The organism is Peribacillus sp., from assembly GCF_059453735.1.
The window spans coordinates 1-2,896 of sequence record NZ_JAZVJO010000425.1; the positions used below are offsets into that span (position 1 = coordinate 1).

General features: G+C 40.0%; 3 protein-coding genes. 1 reads left to right on the forward strand and 2 read right to left on the reverse strand.

All coding sequences use genetic code 11. The features are described 5' to 3' along the window. Positions 1-744 (forward strand): ABC transporter ATP-binding protein (locus AC52RT_RS14005; protein WP_495541313.1); only part of this gene is annotated, 744 nt, incomplete at its 5' end. 62 nt (positions 745-806) lie between these two features. Here the strand turns inward: AC52RT_RS14005 and AC52RT_RS14010 are convergent. Together AC52RT_RS14010 and fumC are read right to left on the reverse strand one after the other, a co-directional pair. Beyond that, the gene (locus AC52RT_RS14010) at positions 807-1,049 is read right to left on the reverse strand and encodes a hypothetical protein (RefSeq protein WP_495541314.1); all 243 of its coding nucleotides are present in this window, start codon (positions 1,047-1,049) and stop codon (positions 807-809) included. 51 nt (positions 1,050-1,100) lie between these two features. Next, complete coding sequence (gene fumC, locus AC52RT_RS14015; protein WP_495541315.1) at positions 1,101-2,483, reverse strand: class II fumarate hydratase; 1,383 nt, start codon at positions 2,481-2,483, stop codon at positions 1,101-1,103. Positions 2,484-2,896 lie beyond the last annotated feature (413 nt).

Sequence of the window (2,896 nt, forward strand, 5' to 3'; positions counted from 1 at the left end):
CTTGAAGCATACTTAGATCGGAAGCCAAAAGCTTTATCAGGCGGGCAGCGTCAGCGTGTTGCGCTTGGTCGTGCAATCGTTCGTGATGCAAAAGTATTCTTAATGGATGAACCACTTTCCAATTTAGATGCAAAACTTCGGGTTCAAATGCGTGCAGAAATTGCAAAATTACACAAACGTTTAAATACAACAACAATCTATGTAACGCATGATCAGACTGAGGCCATGACAATGGCAACTCGTCTAGTAGTTATGAAAGACGGAATTGTTCAACAGGTCGGAGCACCTAAAGATGTCTATGAAAAACCTGATAATGTATTTGTTGGCGGGTTTATCGGTTCACCAGCTATGAACTTCTTACATGGAACTCTTTCTGATGGCATCATTAAAACAGGGGAACAAACCATTGCCATCCCAGAAGGTAAAATGAAGATGCTTCGTGAGCAAGGTTATATCGGTAAAGAAATTATTCTGGGTATCCGTCCAGAAGACTTCCATGATGAGCCTTTATTTATTGAAACATCACCAGAAACGACCGTTACTGCCCATATTGATGTAGCAGAACTAATGGGTGCTGAATTTATGCTTTACTCAACCATCGCTGGGCAGGACTTTGTTGCTCGTGTAGATGCACGTACTATTTATCAAGCTGGTGAAAACGTTGAATTAGCATTAGATATGAACAAAGCTCATTTCTTCGATAAAGAAACGGAAGTACGAATTCGTACTATGAAAGAACAATAATTTACAAAGAAAAGGCTATCGAGTGGATCTCGATAGCCTTTTCTGCATCTTATAATGCTGGGTTATTCTTTCACAAGTATAATCTCATCATGTCCACAACTTGGGCATTTCATTAGATGCGGACATTGACCGTCAGCAAGACTACGCATAAACCCATCATTTTGTTTTAGGGTATCCGTATCCATATAAGCACTGTATTCATCATCATAATCCATACTCTTACCTTTATCATCCATCTCAGTGTTGCATTCTGTACAAAGAATATTAATTTTTCTTAATCCATTACATAACGGACAGAGTGCCATCGCAATTGCTCCTTAGAAGCTTGGCCCCTTAAATCTGGAGGGCGTCGCTCATTATTTATTGACCATTGTCTGTGGATCGACCCATTTATCAAATTGCTCTTCAGTAAGATAATTTAATTTCAATGCTGCAGCTTTCAAGGTTGAGGCATCCTTGAATGCCAGTTTCGCAATTTCAGCTGCTTTTTCATAGCCAATATACGGGTTTAACGCAGTCACCAGCATTAATGATTGATCAAGATTTTCTTTTATCTTTTCTTCATTTGCTTCAATTCCTTTAGCTGCATGCTCGTTGAAGGAAATAATCCCTTCACTTAATAGCTTCACAGATTGCAGGAAGTTATAAATAATAACTGGTTTAAATACATTCAATTCAAAATTACCTTGGCTTGCAGCAACCGATACAGCTGTATCATTCCCAAAAACTTGAACAGCAATCATCGTTAACGCTTCACTTTGAGTTGGATTTACCTTCCCAGGCATAATGGAACTTCCAGGCTCATTTGCAGGAATAGTAATTTCGCCGATTCCACTTCTTGGTCCGCTTGCCAGCCATCTAACATCGTTTGCGATCTTCATTAAATCCGCTGCTAGGGCTTTTAATGCACCGTGTGCATAAACCAGTTCATCATGGCTTGTTAATGCATGGAATTTATTTTCTGCTGTTTCAAATGAATGACCTGTATCTGCAGCTATTTGCTTTGCTGCCAATGCTGGAAACTCAGCCTTCGTATTAATCCCTGTACCAACTGCTGTTCCACCCAGTGCTAAATCTAATATGTAACGGCTGCTTTCTTCAATCATTCTTAGGTCCTTATCAAGCATGGCTTTCCATCCTGAAATTTCTTGACCCAATGTTAATGGAGTCGCATCTTGAAGATGTGTACGTCCAATCTTGACAATATCCCAGAATTCCTCTTCTTTAGCTGCAAAGGTCTCCCGAAGCTCTTTAATAGCCGGAATTAATTGATCTGCAACTTCCATATAAGCGGCAATATGCATCGCAGTTGGGAACGTATCATTTGAGCTTTGTGCTTTATTAACATCATCATTTGGATGAAGTCTCTCGTCACTTCCATTTTCCTTCAACCATTCGTTCCCTTTATTTGCAATCACTTCATTAACATTCATATTACTCTGGGTTCCGCTGCCTGTCTGCCAGACCACTAGTGGAAAATGTTCATCAAGGGTCCCTTCCATAATTTCACCACAGATTTGTACAATCGCTTTCATTTTTGCTTCTGATAAATCACCTAGCTCATAATTCACTTTTGCTGCAGCCTGCTTCACATAGGCAAAGGCACGAATAAGTTCAAGCGGCATTTTCTCATTACCAATTTTAAAGTTATTCCGGCTTCTTTCTGTTTGTGCACCCCAATATTTATCGAACGGTACTTGAACTTCCCCCATTGTATCTTTCTCGATTCTATATTTCATCGTTTCTCCTCCTGATTACAAGCTTTTTTTAAGCTCTCTGTTGTTTAAAGACAGTCATCTTCCCTTTGTTTCTAATTAATCCCCAATATATAAAAACGCCTTCATTAGTATTGTACAAACTTTGAACTTTTAAAAGCAAGGAATACGGTGGGTAACTTTGGATATAACTGCTAAAAATAGGCGAGAAAGAAAAAAAGACAGCCTCAGCTGTCTTTCAGACTGTAGACAAACTCGGGTGAAAACCGAGTTTGTCTATTTTTTATGGTTTGCATAACATGAACATTGATTTCCACTTTAGGCACTCGCTTTCCGCGGGCGGTCGGTGAGCCTCTTCGGCTTTCGCCTGCGGGGTCTCACCTAGACACGCTTTTCCCGCAGGAGTCTCGTACCTTCCGTTCCAATCAACTTTGTTT

What these genes read in the sequence shown, in the direction of transcription:
- AC52RT_RS14010 (WP_495541314.1), bottom strand. Translation starts at nt 1,049, where the DNA reads ATGGCACTCTGTCCGTTATGTAATGGATTAAGAAAAATTAATATTCTT.
- fumC (WP_495541315.1), bottom strand. Translation starts at nt 2,483, where the DNA reads ATGAAATATAGAATCGAGAAAGATACAATGGGGGAAGTTCAAGTACCG.